Here is a 14,304-nt window from a genome sequence, read left to right as displayed (position 1 = left end):
TGTTGTTGTCAGGGAGCCCTTATGGGCAATCACAAAATCGGAATTCGTCGAGTCAACGTCGAAAAAATCCTGCTGGCGGCGGAAAAGGTCTTCGCGGTGAAAGGGTATGGCAGCACCGCCATGGCCGACATCGCCGAGGAAGTGCAACTGCCGCGTTCCAACCTGCATTACTACTTCACCACCAAGAGCGAACTGTACAGCGCTGTGCTGTTCGACCTGCTGGACGTGTGGAAACAGGATGCCCTGAGCTTCGAAACCTTCGACGACCCGCGTGTGGTGTTGAGCAGTTACATCCGCGCCAAGATGCAGCGCTCGCGCACGCGGCCCTATGGGTCGAAAGTCTGGGCCAACGAAATCATTCACGGCGCGCCGACCTTGGGCCAGGCGCTGGATGAAAGCCTTTACGACTGGGCCAAGATGAAGGAAGCGAAAATTCGCCAATGGGTGGAAGACAAACGCATCCTGCCGGTGGAACCGTCGAGCCTGCTGTATATGATCTGGGCGTCAACCCAGCACTATGCGGACTTTGATCATCAGGTGACGATTCTGAATGATCACCAGCCGTTGTCGGACATGCAGTTCGAGAAGGCGATTCAGACCGTGACCAGTGTGATTTTGCGGGGGATTGGCCTGGAGCCTTGAGGTCTGTGTTGGGGGGCTGGCCTCAGCGGGAGCAAGCCCCATTTGACCCTATTCACAAGCACAAAATTGCGAACCCGGCCTGATGGGGGGACTTGCTCCCGATAGCGCTCTGAAGACCTACACCGCTTCCCGATAAGGGTTACGCGGATCCTGCGTCCAATTCAAAAACGGCTTGCCCGTGTCCATCGGCACCATTTCGATACAGTCCGCCACCGGACAGGTGATCTGGCACAGGTTGCAACCGACGCACTCATCGTCGATCACCTCGTATCGCTGCGTGCCATCCGCCTGCTTCAAACTCGCAATCGCCTGGTGCGAGGTGTCTTCACAGGCGATATGACAACGCCCGCAGCCAATGCAGGCTTGCTGGTCAATCTTGGCGATCACCTGGTAGTTGATGTCCAGGTACTTCCAATCCGTGGTATTGCCCACCGCCCGCCCGGAGAAGTCCTGCAGGCTCGTGTAACCCTGACTGTCCATCCAGCGCGACAGCCCGTCCTTCATCTCTTCCACAATGCGAAACCCATGCAACATCGCCGCCGTGCACACCTGCACCGCGCCGCAACCCAGGGCGACGAACTCCGCTGCATCGCGCCAGTTGCCGATGCCGCCGATTCCGCAGATGGGCAGGCCTCGGGTTTGTGGATCGCGGGCGATTTCCGCGACCATGTTCAGGGCAATCGGTTTGACCGCCGAGCCGCAATAACCGCCGTGGGTGCTCTGGGTGCCGACCACCGGCAGGGCGACCATACGTTCCAGGTCCACACTGGTGATGGAGTTGATGGTGTTGATCAGCGATACCGCGTCCGCGCCGCCGCGATAGGCGGCACGCGCCGCCACTCGGATGTCGGTGATATTCGGCGTGAGCTTGACGATCACCGGCAGCGAGCAGTACGTCTTGCACCAGCGTGTCACTTGCTCCACATACTCCGGCACCTGGCCTACCGCCGCGCCCATGCCGCGTTCGGGCATGCCGTGGGGGCAGCCGAAATTCAGCTCGATCCCGTCGCAGCCGGTGGCCTCCACCAGGGGCAGGATGTTTTTCCACGACTCTTCAACACAGGGCACCATCAGCGAGACGATCAGCGCGCGGTCCGGCCAGTCCTTTTTCACCTGGGTGATTTCCCGCAGGTTGATCTCCAGGGAGCGGTCGGTGATCAGCTCGATATTGTTGATGCCCAGCACTTCACGATTGGCGCCGTAGTGGGCCGAGTAGCGTGACGACACATTCACCGCCGCCGGGTCTTCACCCAGGGTTTTCCACACCACGCCGCCCCAGCCGGCCTCGAAGGCGCGTACCACGTTGTAGGCTTTATCGGTAGGCGGCGCGGAGGCCAGCCAGAATGGGTTGGGGGCCTTGATACCGGCGAACACAATCGAGAGATCGGCCATTACGCAGCCTCCACATTCAGCATGAGTTGAGCGTGCATGGACTCGGCGGCCAGCTTGCCATGTTGCACCGCCTGCACGGTGAGGTCCTGGCCGAGGCTGACGCAGTCGCCCCCGGCATAGACGCCTGGAATGCTGGTGCGCAGATGCTCGTCGACGAAGATGCGCTCGCCGACGCGGTGCAGTTGCTGGGCCAAGGGGTCGCGCAGGGCCGCGTCGTCGAACCCTTGGCCAATGGCCTTGAAGATCGCGTCAGCGGCCAACTCAAAGGTTTCGCCGGTCGGGTGCAGGCGACCGTTTTCCTGGTGCGTGCGCAGGAAGCGCATGCCGCGTACACGACTTTGATCATCCAGCAGCACCGCTTCGGGCTGGGCCCAGGTCAGCAGCCGCACCTGATTGGCCTTGGCGATGTCCTGCTCATGCTGGGTGGCGCCCATCTCCGCCAGGCCACGACGGTAAACGAGGTTCACGTCGCGAGCCCCCAGGCGGGCCATTTGCACGGCCATGTCGATGGCGGTGTTGCCGGCGCCGAGCACAATGCAACGGTCGGCCAGGGGCAATTGACTCAGGTCATCGGTCTGGCGCAGTTCGCGGATGTAGTCGGTGGCGGCAAGCAGGCCGGGCGCATCTTCGTGGGGCACACCGAGTTGTTTGCTGGCGGCCAGGCCGAGGCCGAGGAACACCGCATCAAATTGCTGGTGCAGCTCGCTCAAGGCCAGGTTGTCCCCCAGGCGCTGGCCGTGGCGAATCTCGATACCGCCGATCTGCAACAGGAAATCCAATTCCTTCTGCGCAAAGTCATCCACCAGTTTGTATTTGGCGATGCCGTATTCATTCAGCCCGCCGGCTTTTTCCCGCGCTTCGAAAATCACCACGTCATGACCGTGCAAGGCCACGCGATGCGCGCAGGCCAACCCCGCAGGCCCGGCGCCGACCACAGCGATGCGTTTGCCGGTGGCTGCGGCGCGCTGGAACGGGTGTTCGCTGAAGTGCGCGTTATCGATGGCGTAACGTTGCAACAGGCCAATCAACACCGGGGCGCATTCCTCGGCGTGGTTACGCACGCAGGCCTGCTGACACAGGATCTCAGTCGGGCAGACCCGGGCACAGCTGCCGCCGAGGATGTTGGCCGAGAGGATTTTCTGCGCCGCACCTTGCACGTTTTCAGTATGGATATTGCGGATGAACGACGGGATATCGATCTCGCTGGGGCACGCATTCACGCACGGCGCGTCGTAGCAATACAGGCAGCGCGAGGCTTCCAGTTGGGCTTGACGGCGGTTGAGGGGCGGCGCCAGGTCGGTGAACTGGCTGGCTAACGTTGCCCCGTCCGCATGAGGGTGGGGGAGGTGGGTCAGGGTCTGGATCACGGTGTTGGCCTCACGGTTATTGAGGTGCTGCCTCTGATGGGCATTGGTTTTTGTGTTGCCTGTGCGGGCCCCTTCGCCGGCAAGCCAGTGCCCACATGTTGGATGTGTTCACACATCGACAGGTGGGAGCCGGGCTTGCCGGCGAGAGACTGAAGGCCGCTTTCAGCGTTCCACAGCGGTGGGCCTGGAATGCTCAGCCCGCTTGCTCAACTGCTCGAACACCGGCGGATACGCCGGCCGCTCTACATACCGCCCGGCACCGCGCTCGGCGCGCAGGTCGCCATCGGCCCAGACCAGCTTGCCCTGGCTGATGGTGTGGCTGGGCACGCCGCGTACGGTCTTGCCTTCGAAGATGTTGAAGTCGACGTTTTGGTGGTGGGTCTTGGCGGAGATGGTCCGCGTTCCTTGCGGATCCCACAGCACCAGATCGGCATCCGCACCCACCCGGATCGCACCTTTGCGGGGGTAGAGGTTGAAGATCTTTGCGGTGTTGGTGGACGTCAGCGCGACGAACTCCTGCATCGACAGGCGCCCGGTGTTGACGCCTTCATCCCACAGCAGCGCCATGCGGTCTTCGATACCGGCGGTGCCGTTGGGGATCTTGCTGAAGTCGTCGCGACCGGCGGCTTTTTGCTCGGCGCAGAAGCAGCAATGGTCGGTGGCGGTGGTGTGCAGGTTGCCTGATTGCAGCCCATGCCACAGCGCTTCCTGGTGCCCGCGTGGCCGGAACGGCGGGCTCATCACGTAGCCGGCGGCGGTTTGCCAGTCGGGGTGCCGGTAGACACTGTCATCGAGCAGCAGGTGCCCGGCGAGGACCTCGCCGTAGACCGGCTGGCCCTTGCCACGGGCGTAGGTGATTTCGTCGAGGGCTTCTTTGGTCGACACATGCACCAGGTACAACGGTGTACCCAGGGTCTCGGCGATACGGATCGCGCGGCTGGCCGCTTCGCCCTCTACCTGGGAAGGACGCGACAGCGGGTGCGCTTCCGGCCCGGTAATGCCCTGGGCCATGAGCTTGCGTTGCAGGTGGTACACCAGCTCGCCGTTTTCCGCGTGCACGGTGGGCACCGCACCCAGTTCCAGGCAGCGTTCGAAGCTGGCGACCAGGGTGTCGTCGGCCGCCATGATCGCGTTCTTGTAGGCCATGAAGTGCTTGAAGCTGTTGATGCCGTGATGGCTGACCAACTCGGCCATTTCCTCGCGCACCTGCTCGCTCCACCAGGTGATCGCGACGTGAAAGCCATAGTCGGCTGCAGACTTCTGCGCCCAGCCGCGCCATTGGTGAAAAGCTTCCAGCAGCGACTGCTGGGGATTGGGAATCACGAAGTCGATGATCGAGGTGGTGCCGCCCGCCAGGCCCGCCGCCGTGCCACTGAAAAAGTCTTCGCTGGCCACGGTGCCCATGAAGGGCAGTTGCATATGGGTATGAGGGTCGATGCCGCCGGGCATCAAGTATTGACCGCTGCCATCGAGTATTTCAGTGCCGGCGGGAAGTTCCAGATTCGTGCCAATAGCCCGAATTAGACCGCCTGCGCATAAAACATCGGCGCGGTAACTTTCATCATGGGTAATAACGGTGGCGCCACGGATCAACAGCGACATGTCGAGTTCCTCACAGGCTTGACCGGCTTGTGCCAGTTCTAAGTGTTGTAATGCGGCTTGCCGATGGTCGATTAATTCCTGTCATCGGTGACAGGAATAGAAACTAGCCCGAGATTTTAGAATGGGCAAGAAGATTTTTTATAAGCTTATTCTTTGTTTAATTGGTTGATTTATAAGGATAAAAATTAAGAATCACCAAAATGTAGCGAGCTCTCACCATTTTGACGCACTTGACAGGTTCTTAAATTCAGCAACATTTCTTATTGCAAATCAGACGCTTGAGATATGCCACTTGACGGCGACGGGAAATAAAAATAATTGTGTTGCACCAGATTGGTCCTGACGGTCGGGCAACTTCCACGTTATTTAGCCTGAGTAACGTCGCAAGTACCCGAGGCTCAATCGGAAAGCTGATAAACATCAGCAGGTTATATAAGCGGTGCGGGTTCGAGGTGGGTTGTCGGCACGGTTATTGAGTGCAATGACGGCTGGCCGGGCCCGTGATGTCATGTTGTTAACGCGGTACTCCGGCCATCCTGCGTCAGCGCGGGGTGAGCAACAATAATTCGAAAAAACCGTGGAGCGGCCATGCAACAGAACAGATCGCAAGTCATTGAGCGCAACGGCCTGTACGAACTCGACGCCGGCCCCGACGTCCTCGACAGCCCTCGCTACAACCACGACATGGCACCGAGCAAGGTGCATGAGCGTACCTGGAACAAGTGGCACATCACCGCGCTGTGGGTCGGCATGTCGATCTGCGTGCCGACCTACACCCTGGGCGGGGTGCTTACCGCGTATTTCGGATTGTCGGTGGGCGAAGCGCTGATTGCGATCCTGTTGGCCAATATCGTGGTGCTGATTCCGCTGACCCTCAACGCGTTTCCGGGCACCAAGTACGGCATTCCGTTTCCGGTGTTATTGCGTTCGTCCTTTGGCATTCTCGGCTCCAACATACCGTGCCTGATCCGGGCGCTGGTGGCGTGCGGCTGGTTCGGGATCCAGACGATGTTCGGCGGGTTGGCGATCCATCTGTTCCTGGGCTCGATTTTCGAAGGCTGGAAGTCCCTGGGCGGCACCGGCGAAGTGATCGGCTTCATGATCTTCTGGACCCTGAACCTGTGGGTGGTACTGCGTGGCGCCGAGTCGATCAAGCGCCTGGAAACCCTGTCGGCGCCGTTGCTGGTGGCGGTGGGGATCGGCCTGCTGGTGTGGGCGATGCCGAATGTGTCGCTCAGCGAACTCATGGCCATCCCACCCAAGCGCCCGGAAGGGGCGAGCCTCATTGGCTACTTCATGGCCGGCCTTACCGCGATGGTGGGTTTCTGGGCCACGTTGTCGCTGAACATTCCCGATTTCAGCCGCTATGCCAAAAGCCAGAAAGACCAGATTCTCGGCCAGATTTTCGGCTTGCCGCTGACCATGTTCCTGTTCGCTGCCCTCGGCGTGATCATGACCGCCGCCTCGGTAAAACTGGTGGGCGTCAGCGTCTCCGACCCGGTGAGCTTGATCGGGCATATTCAGAGCCCGGTGTGGGTGGCGGTCGCCATGGCGTTGATCATCATCGCAACGTTGTCCACCAACACGGCGGCGAACATCGTATCGCCCACCAATGACTTCCAGAACATCGCGCCCAAGCTGATCAATCGCACGACCGCCGTGATTCTGACTGGTTTGGTGGGGCTGGCATTGATGGGGCACGAGTTGCTGAAAAAACTCGGGCTGATCGTCTCGGATGTGAGCCTCGAAACCGTGTATTCCAACTGGTTGCTGGGCTATTCAAGCCTGTTGGGACCGATTGCCGGGATCATGGTGGTGGACTATTTCATCACCCGCAAGCAGCAACTGGACCTCGCCGGTCTGTACCGCGACGACGTCTATCCGGCGTGGAACTGGAGCGGTTTTATCGCCTTCGGCGTGCCGGTGGTGCTGACCTTGCTGTCGCTGGGCAGTGACGCCTTCAACTGGTTCTACAGCTATGGCTGGTTTACCGGTTCGGCGTTGGGCGGCTTGTTGTACTACGGCTTGAATGCCAAGCGCGGGGCCAGTCCGGTCGCCGTCAATTCCTGAGAAATGTAGCCTGAGGAGATCCCCATGAACGCTGCCCTGGACGTTCTGCAATCCACCCATCAGCACATCAACCGTGAACGCTTGTGGCAGTCCTTGATGGACTTGGCCAGGCTCGGCGCCACTCCCAAGGGTGGCGTGTGCCGCCTGGCCCTCACCGACCTCGATCGCCAGGCCCGCGACCTGTTCGTGCAGTGGTGCGAGGAGGCCGGTTGCACGGTCACCGTCGACGGTATCGGCAATATCTTCGCGCGCCGCCCCGGGCGCAATCCCAACCTGCCACCGGTGATGACCGGCAGCCATATCGACACCCAGCCCACCGGCGGCAAGTTCGACGGTTGTTTCGGCGTGCTGGCGGGGGTGGAAGTGTTACGCACGCTCAATGACCTGAAGGTGGAAACCGAGGCCCCACTGGAAGTGGTGGTGTGGACCAACGAAGAGGGGTCGCGTTTTCCTCCGTGCATGATGGGCTCGGGGGTGTTTGCCGAGAAATTCAGCCTGGCGGATACCCTGGCCAAGATAGATGCCGATGGCGTAAGCGTGGGCGATGCGTTGAATGCGATTGGCTACGCGGGCTCACGTCCTGCGACAGGCCATAAGGTCGGCGCCTATTTCGAAGCGCATATCGAGCAGGGGCCGATTCTCGAGGACCAGAAAAAAACCATCGGCGTGGTGCTGGGGGCATTGGGGCAGAAGTGGTTCGACCTGAAGCTGCGCGGCGTTGAAGCCCACGCGGGACCGACGCCGATGCACCTGCGCAAGGACGCCTTGGTGGGCGCGGCGGCGGTGGTCGCAGCCGTGAATGCGGCAGCGTTGGGGCACCAGCCCCATGCGTGTGGAACGGTGGGTTGCCTGCAAGCCTATCCTGGCTCACGCAACGTCATCCCGGGTGAAGTGCGTATGACCCTGGACTTCCGGCATCTGGAACCGGCACGGCTGGATTCGATGATAGCCCAAGTGCGCACCGTGATTGATGAGACCTGTGCCAGGCATGGGTTGAGTTTCGACATGGAGCCCACGGCGGATTTCCCGCCACTGTATTTCGACGAAGGTTGTGTCAATGCTGTGCGCGACGCGGCGAACGGGCTGGGCCTGTCGAACATGGACATCGTCAGCGGGGCAGGGCACGACGCGATTTTCGTCGCCGAACTCGGCCCGGCGGGGATGATCTTTGTGCCCTGTGAAGGCGGCATCAGCCACAACGAAATCGAGAACGCCGCACCGGATGATCTGGCAGCGGGGTGTGCGGTGTTGTTACGTGCAATGGTGGCTGCTTCAGCCGCCATCGCCAGCGGCAAACTCGCTGCCTGAAATGGGGTGAAAGAACGTGTGGGGGCTTGCTCCCGATAGCGATGGTTCAGCTGAAACATCGCTATCGGTCGTCCTGTCAGGCGCCCGGTTGCCACCCACCGCCCAAGGCGGTGACCAACCCCACGCTCGCCTGCAACTGCCGTGTCTGCACGGCCTGCAACGCCCGTTGCGCCTGCAATGCAGCGGTCTGCGCGGTGACCACATCCAGATAACTCACGGCCCCGGCCTGATAGCTGTTCATCGCCAGAGACTGCGTGTGCTGCGCCGCATCCGCCGCCGCTTGTTCATCCTGGGCTTCCTGCTGCAAATCCCTCAGTTGCGCCAGGTTATCCTCCACCTCGCGCACGGCTTTCAGTACATGGCTGCGGTACTGCGCCGAGGCCTCTTCAAACTCAGCTTTGGCCTGGCGCTCATTGGCGCTCAAACGCCCGCCGTCAAAGATCGGCAGATTCACCAACGGCCCAAGCGCCCAGTAACGGTTGCCGGCCGACAGCAGATTGCCGACGCCTTGCGTCTGCCCGCCGATCAATCCGGTCAGGCTGAAGTCCGGATACCACGCCGCCTTCGCCACGCCAATAGTTGCATTGGCCGCAAACACCCGGCGTTCCGCCGCTGCAATGTCCGGTCGACGTTGCAGCAGTTGGCTGGGCAGTTGCGACGGAATGCCCGGTAAGGCCATCAGTTGCCGGCTCGGTGGCAACGAAAAATCGCTGGCCGCCACGCCGACCAGCTCGCCAATGGCATGCTCGGTCAGGTTGCGTTGCCCACGCACTTCATCCAGCTGTGCCTTGGCTTCGGCCAACTGGTTTTGTGCGCGCGTCAGGTCCAGTTCCGAAGCAATCTGGCCTTCATAACGGCTACGTGTCAGTTGCAACGCCTGGCCGAAATCATCCAGCGAGCTGCTGAGAATCCGGCTTTGCGCATCCAGCCCGTTGAGCTGCACATACAAGGTTGCCAATTGGTGTTGCAGGCTCAGGCGTGCCGCTGCCAGGTCATCCCCGGACGCCTGCGCCTGGGCATCCCCGGCCGCGACCTGATTACGGATTTTGCCCCACAGGTCGAGGTCGTAGCTCAGGGAAAACCCTGCGGTGTTGCTGTTGTACACCGATGGCTGGGTAGTACCGCGCAGCGGCCGCGAATCCGACTGGCGCTGACGCAATGGTTGTGCGCTGGCGCTGATCTGCGGGAACAGTCCCGCGTGCAGTTGGCTGGCGTAGGCCTGGGACGCGTCGAAGTGCGCCAGTGCCGCCGCCAGGTCCGGGTTGGCCTTGAGCAGTTGTTGTTGCAGGTCGTTCAGGCGCGAGTCGTGGTAAAGCTTCCACCATTCGGGTGCTAGATGATCGGACGGTTGCGCGCTGTGCCACGGGCCGTCGCTGGTCTGTTCGCGGTAGCCGGCCGGCAGGTCCACCGGGGGCACCTTGTAGGTGGGCGCCATCGAGCAGCCTTGCAGTACCAGCAGCACCAACGCCACGAGGGGCTTAAGCCTTGGGCGCATGCGCACCTCCGGAGGCGTCGGCCAGTTGTACCGGGTCACCCTCGCGCAATGCGTCGGGCGGGTTGTCGACTACGCGGTCGGCAGGTTTCAAACCCTGGTCGATGATCAGGCGCTCGCCGAGGTCGAGACCGATGTGGATGTCTCGCAGGTGCACGTGGTTTTGCGCGTCCAGCACCGCGACCTGGGTGCCTTGGGCGCGGAAGATCAACGCGCTGGCCGGGATGCTCACGCCGTGGGTATCCGCCGGAATCGGCAGGGTCGCTTCGGCGTAGTCACCTGGCAGCAACTCGCCCTTGGGGTTGTCGGCGACGAACTGGGCGAGCAGGGTGCCGGAGCGGCGGTCAATGGCGGTGGAATCGCCGATCAGGCGCGCCTTGAAGTGTTCGCCAGGGTGTTCAGGTACGGTCAGTTCGGCTTCAAGGCCCGGGTGGATCACCGCTGCGTAGTTCTGTGGCACCGGTACATAGAGGCGCAGCTGATGAGTGTCGGCGATGTCGAACAGCTCCGGGTCGCTGTCGGTATCGGCCTTGATCAATTGGCCGATATCGGTGTTACGCGCCGTGATAGTGCCGGTGAAGGGCGCGCGGAGGGTCTTGTAGCTTTCCAGCGCCGACAGGCGTGCGTAATCGGCAGCGGCGGCTGCGGCGTTGGCTTTGGCGGCGGCGGCGTTGGAGGTTTTTTCATCGGCCTCCTGGCGTGACACCGAGTGGCTTGCCAGCAGGTTTTGCCAACGCGTGGCGGTGGTTTCAGCCAGGCGCGCATCGGCCTGTTCCTGGACCAGTCGGGCGTGGGCTTGCGCCAGTTGCTGATCGAGGTCCGGGCTGTCGATTTCGGCGAGCACTTGCCCGGCGTTGACCTGGCTGCCGATATCGACTTTCCAGTCCTTCAAGTAACCGCTGACCCGGGCGTGGATCGGCGCTTTGCTCCAGGCTTCCAGATGCGCGGGCAAGCGCAGGGTGTCGCCGGTGGCGTTCTGTTCGGGTTGGAACACCATCACCTGCGGGATGGCCGCGGCTTCCGTCCAGGCGGTAACCGATTGTTCGTGCATCGTGCGGGCGTGGAGGCCGTTGGCGACCAGCAGGGCGGCCAACGTCAGGCCGCCGACACCCATGAGCATCAGACGCTTGCGCGAGGGTTTGTGATCAGACGACATGAGACGTTTCTCCAGCAGCAGCGCGAGTAGGGTGACGACCGTGGACCAGGCTGAAGACCACGGGAACAAACAACAAAGTGGCAGTGGTGGCGAGGATCAAGCCGCCGATCACGGCTCGGCCGAGCGGGGCGTTCTGCTCTTCGGAAATGGCCAGGGGCAACATGCCGATGATCATCGCCAGGGCCGTCATGCACACCGGGCGGAAGCGCGTGTAGCCGGCTTCCAGCGCAGCCTTTAATGCATCGCCATGTTCGGCCAGGCGCTCACGGCAGAAGCTCACCACCAGGATCGAGTTGGCGGTGGCCACGCCCATGCACAGGATGGCGCCGGTGAGCGCCGGTACCGACAGCGAGGTGCCGCTGAGGAACAGCATCCATACGATGCCCGCCAAGGCTGCCGGCAAGGCGGTGATGATTACGAACGGATCGACCCATGACTGGAAGTTGACCACGATCAGCAAGTAGATCAGCACCACCGCGCCGAGCAGGCCGAAGCTCAAACCGCTGAACGCCTCGTGCAACGCGTCGATTTGCCCATGCAAGCTGATCACCGCGCCTTTGGGGCGCATGGAGGCGGTATCGTCCAGCACTTTTTGCACATCGCGGGCCACGCCACCCAGGTCACGACCTTGCACGTTGGCGTACAGGTCCAGGGTCGGCTGGATGTTGTAGTGGGTCACCACCGCCGGGCTTTGCACGCGGGAGATGGTCGCCACGCCGCCGAGGATCTGCGACTGGCCGCCGGCACCTGTGACCGGCAACGCTTCCAGTGACGGTAGGCTGTCCAGGCGGTATTGCGGCGTCGCCGCGACGATGGAGTACGACACGCCGTTGGCCGGGTTCAGCCAGAAGGTCGGCGCGGTCTGCGAGCTGCCGGCGAGGGAGGCGACCATGCTGTTGGTCACGTCCCTCTCGGTAATGCCCAGGCCATTGGCCCGCATACGGTCGACGTTGACTTGCAGCGACGGGTAGCCGGTGGACTGCTGGATACGCAGGTCGGCGATGCCCGGAATATGCGAAAGGCGACGTTCCAGTTCCACGGCGTAGGCGCGGTTTTCCTCATCGCTGCGCCCGGAGATTTTCACATCCAGCGGCGCCGGGGCGCCGAAGTTGAGGATCTGGCTGCTGATGTCGGCCGGTAGAAACGCGAAGTGACTGCCGGGGAAACTTTCCGGCAAGGCTTCACGCAGTTTTTTCACGTAGTCGGCGGTGGGCGCATGGTCTTCTTTCAAGGTGACCTGGATGTCGCCATCCTGCGGGCCGATGGTGCCGCTGCTGCTGTAGGCCATGTCGATACCGCTCAACGGAATACCGATGTTGTCGACGATGGTGTCCAGTTCTTGCGCCGGGATCACTTCGCGAATCCGCGCTTCAATCCGGTCGAACGCCGCCGCGCTTTCTTCAATACGCGTGCCCAGCGGCAAGCGTACGTGCAGGGCCAGGGCACCGGCGTCGGTGGCCGGGAAGAAGTCCTGGCCCAGGCTTGGCAGCAGCAGGAACGAGGCGATCACGCAGGTCAGGAAGCCGACGATAAAGCGCTTGCGATTGCCCAGCGCCAGGGTCAGCAGGCCGTGGTAAGTGTCGCGGATGTTCGAGAAGTGACGCTCGAAACCTTGCTGAAAATTCAGCACCGATTGCAGCACGCGATTGCGCGGTTTGCTGTGTTGCTCGCCCTCGTGGTGATTGATGAAGTCATCTTCCGGGTGATGCCCCGCACCTTGCTCCGGTGTATGCGGCTTGAGCAGGAACATCGCCAGGGTTGGCACCAGCGTCCGCGAGAGGATGAACGAGCTGGCCATGGCGAAGATCACCGCCAGGGCCATCGGCCGGAACAGGTACCCGGCGATGCCGTGCAGCAGGAACATCGGCACGAACACGATGCAGATACACAGCAGCGAGACGAATGCCGGGCCGACGATCTGCGCGGCGCCGTCGAGGATCGCGGTTTTCACCGCCTTGCCTTGTTCCAGGTGCCAGTTGATGTTTTCGATCGTCACCGTAGCGTCGTCCACCAGGATCCCTACCGCCAACGCCAGCCCGCCGAGGGTCATCACGTTGAGGGTTTGCCCGCTGACCGCCAGCAGCGCGATAGCCGACAGCACCGCCAATGGGATCGAGGCGGCGATGATCAGTGTGGAGCGCCAACTGCCGAGGAACAGCAAGATCATCGCGCTGGTCAGCAGTGCGGCGATGATGCCTTCCCGGGCCACGCTGCCGACCGATTGCTTGACGAACACTGAGGCGTCACCGAGCAGCGAGGTCTTCAGTGAAGGTGGCAGGGTTTCGTTGATGCGCGGCAGCATCTGGCGAATACCATCGATGATCGACAGGGTGGAGATGCTGCCGTTTTTCAGCGCCGGCATCAGTACGGCGCGGTGGCCGTCGACCCGCACGATGTTGGTCTGCGGCGGCGAGCCGTCGCGCACGTGGGCTACCTGGCCGATGGTGATCAGTGCGCCGTCGACGGTCTTGATCGGCAGGTCGTTGAGTTCATCGATGGCCTTGGGGCTGTTGTTGAGCAGGATCGTGTATTCATTGGGACCGAGCTTGGCGGTGCCCACCGGGATGATCTGGTTTTGCAGCGCCAGGGCATTGCCCACGTCTTGTGCCGACAGGCCTTTGGCGGCCAGTGCCTGAGGGTCGAGGTCGAGGGTGATCTGCCGCTGCTTTCCGCCCATTGGCGTGGGCATGGCCAGGCCGGGCAGGGCGCTTAAAGGCAGGCGAATGTTGTTCTGCACCAGGTCGCGGATCTTGGCTTCCGACAGGCTCGGGCTGGAGAACGCCATTTGCAGGATCGGCACCGTGGAGGCGCTGTAGTTGAGGATCAGTGGCGGCGTGATACCCGGTGGCATCTGCTTGAGCACGGTTTGTGAAACCGCGGTCACTTGGGCGTTGGCGGTACGGATATCCACGCCGGGCTGGAAGAAGATCTTCACGATGCCCATGCCGGGCAGCGATTGCGATTCGATATGTTCGATGTCGTTGACGGTGGTGCTCAGCGAGCGTTCGTAGGTATAGATCACCCGCCCGGCCATGGCGTCCGGTGACAGGCCGTTGTACTGCCAGACCACGGCGACCACAGGGATACCGATATCGGGAAACACATCCGTAGGGGTTCGCAGGGCCGCCATCGGCCCGATGATGCAAATGAATATGGCCAACACGATAAACGTGTACGGCTTTTGCAGTGCGGTCTTTACCAGCCCGAGCATGCGTGAACCTCCGAGGGAGCAGGATTGCAAACCCCGGCAGTCTTGCCCGACCCACCTAACACGC

9 protein-coding genes are annotated in these 14,304 nt (G+C 61.8%); 3 read left to right on the top strand and 6 right to left on the bottom strand.

The annotated features are described in order from the left end of the window. The first annotated feature begins 21 nt into the window (after nucleotides 1-21). Nucleotides 22-642, top strand: coding sequence for a TetR/AcrR family transcriptional regulator (locus EXW71_RS05200; RefSeq protein ID WP_060756775.1), 621 nt, complete (start codon nucleotides 22-24; stop codon nucleotides 640-642). 117 nt (nucleotides 643-759) lie between these two features. Here the strand turns inward: EXW71_RS05200 and preA are convergent, their stop codons facing one another. From preA to hydA, 3 genes are all read right to left on the bottom strand, one after another. Then, complete coding sequence (gene preA, locus EXW71_RS05195) at nucleotides 760-2,034, bottom strand: NAD-dependent dihydropyrimidine dehydrogenase subunit PreA (RefSeq protein ID WP_134657830.1); 1,275 nt, start codon at nucleotides 2,032-2,034, stop codon at nucleotides 760-762. Further along, nucleotides 2,034-3,401 carry an NAD(P)-dependent oxidoreductase gene (locus EXW71_RS05190; protein WP_134657829.1) on the bottom strand — a complete coding sequence of 456 codons (1,368 nt, stop codon included), beginning with the start codon at nucleotides 3,399-3,401 and terminating at the stop codon, nucleotides 2,034-2,036. Before EXW71_RS05190 ends, preA begins: the two co-directional genes overlap by 1 nt. A gap of 162 nt (nucleotides 3,402-3,563) precedes the next feature. After that, a complete protein-coding gene (gene hydA / locus EXW71_RS05185) occupies nucleotides 3,564-5,003 on the bottom strand; it encodes a dihydropyrimidinase (protein WP_134657828.1) in 1,440 nt (479 codons plus the stop codon). Nucleotides 5,004-5,591: 588 nt separating this feature from the next. On the opposite strand from hydA, the gene EXW71_RS05180 reads away from it, so the two are divergent. Continuing rightward, a complete protein-coding gene (locus tag EXW71_RS05180; protein WP_123717891.1) occupies nucleotides 5,592-7,073 on the top strand; it encodes an NCS1 family nucleobase:cation symporter-1 in 1,482 nt (493 codons plus the stop codon). A 24-nt stretch (nucleotides 7,074-7,097) separates the two neighbouring features. Beyond that, nucleotides 7,098-8,381, top strand: a complete 1,284-nt coding sequence (locus EXW71_RS05175; protein WP_134657827.1) for a Zn-dependent hydrolase — start codon at nucleotides 7,098-7,100, stop codon at nucleotides 8,379-8,381. Nucleotides 8,382-8,457: 76 nt separating this feature from the next. Here the strand turns inward: EXW71_RS05175 and EXW71_RS05170 are convergent, their stop codons facing one another. The 3 genes from EXW71_RS05170 to EXW71_RS05160 are packed head-to-tail and all read right to left on the bottom strand — an operon-like array spanning nucleotide 8,458 to nucleotide 14,240. After that, a complete protein-coding gene (locus EXW71_RS05170) occupies nucleotides 8,458-9,876 on the bottom strand; it encodes an efflux transporter outer membrane subunit (protein WP_134657826.1) in 1,419 nt (472 codons plus the stop codon). Then, nucleotides 9,860-11,029, bottom strand: a complete 1,170-nt coding sequence (locus EXW71_RS05165; RefSeq protein ID WP_134657825.1) for an efflux RND transporter periplasmic adaptor subunit — start codon at nucleotides 11,027-11,029, stop codon at nucleotides 9,860-9,862. Before EXW71_RS05165 ends, EXW71_RS05170 begins: the two co-directional genes overlap by 17 nt. After that, complete coding sequence (locus EXW71_RS05160) at nucleotides 11,019-14,240, bottom strand: efflux RND transporter permease subunit (RefSeq protein WP_134657824.1); 3,222 nt, start codon at nucleotides 14,238-14,240, stop codon at nucleotides 11,019-11,021. The genes EXW71_RS05165 and EXW71_RS05160 overlap by 11 nt, the downstream gene beginning before the upstream one ends. Between the last annotated feature and the right edge of the window lie 64 nt (nucleotides 14,241-14,304).

The sequence above is a fragment of the Pseudomonas sp. BCA17 genome, assembly GCF_004519405.1.
GTDB lineage: Bacteria > Pseudomonadota > Gammaproteobacteria > Pseudomonadales > Pseudomonadaceae > Aquipseudomonas.
This window is presented reverse-complemented; position numbering and strand designations above follow the sequence as displayed.

Bases quoted from the DNA above. Each gene is read 5' to 3' on its own strand.
- EXW71_RS05180 (WP_123717891.1), top strand. From the start codon at position 5,592: ATGCAACAGAACAGATCGCAAGTCATTGAGCGCAACGGCCTGTACGAA.
- preA (WP_134657830.1), bottom strand. From the start codon at position 2,034: ATGGCCGATCTCTCGATTGTGTTCGCCGGTATCAAGGCCCCCAACCCA.
- hydA (WP_134657828.1), bottom strand. From the start codon at position 5,003: ATGTCGCTGTTGATCCGTGGCGCCACCGTTATTACCCATGATGAAAGT.
- EXW71_RS05175 (WP_134657827.1), top strand. From the start codon at position 7,098: ATGAACGCTGCCCTGGACGTTCTGCAATCCACCCATCAGCACATCAAC.
- EXW71_RS05160 (WP_134657824.1), bottom strand. From the start codon at position 14,240: ATGCTCGGGCTGGTAAAGACCGCACTGCAAAAGCCGTACACGTTTATC.
- EXW71_RS05170 (WP_134657826.1), bottom strand. From the start codon at position 9,876: ATGCGCCCAAGGCTTAAGCCCCTCGTGGCGTTGGTGCTGCTGGTACTG.
- EXW71_RS05200 (WP_060756775.1), top strand. From the start codon at position 22: ATGGGCAATCACAAAATCGGAATTCGTCGAGTCAACGTCGAAAAAATC.
- EXW71_RS05165 (WP_134657825.1), bottom strand. From the start codon at position 11,029: ATGTCGTCTGATCACAAACCCTCGCGCAAGCGTCTGATGCTCATGGGT.